Source organism: Nocardiopsis alkaliphila YIM 80379 (genome assembly GCF_000341005.1).
Lineage (GTDB): Bacteria > Actinomycetota > Actinomycetes > Streptosporangiales > Streptosporangiaceae > Nocardiopsis > Nocardiopsis alkaliphila.
The window spans coordinates 1-348 of sequence record NZ_ANBD01000062.1 but is presented as its reverse complement, the minus strand read 5'-3'; the positions used below and the strand labels follow the sequence as shown (position 1 = coordinate 348).

Here is a 348-nt window from a genome sequence, read left to right as displayed (position 1 = left end):
GGTCAGCGCCTACCTGCACGCCGCCGCCATGGTCAAGGCGGGCATCTTCCTGCTGATGCGGTTCACCCCCGCTTTCGCCGAACTGCCGCTGTGGAACTTCACGCTCATCACGTTCGGACTGGTCACCGCCGTGATCGGCGCGGTCTTCGCCCTCCAACAGCACGATCTGAAGGAACTCGCCGCCTACTCCACGGTGAGCCAACTGGGGCTTTTGGTGGCGGTGATCGGGGTCGGAACCGAGGCCGCATTGGTGGCGGCCGCCGTGCACACCCTCGCACACGCCCTGTTCAAGGCCTCCCTGTTCATGGTGGTGGGTGTGGTGGACCACCAGGCGCACACGCGTGATCT

At 65.5% G+C, this 348-nt stretch carries 1 protein-coding gene; it reads left to right on the top strand.

What is annotated here, in order from left to right; genetic code table 11:
* Positions 1-348: proton-conducting transporter transmembrane domain-containing protein (locus D472_RS25235; RefSeq protein WP_033303530.1), on the top strand; the 348-nt coding region annotated here is incomplete at both ends.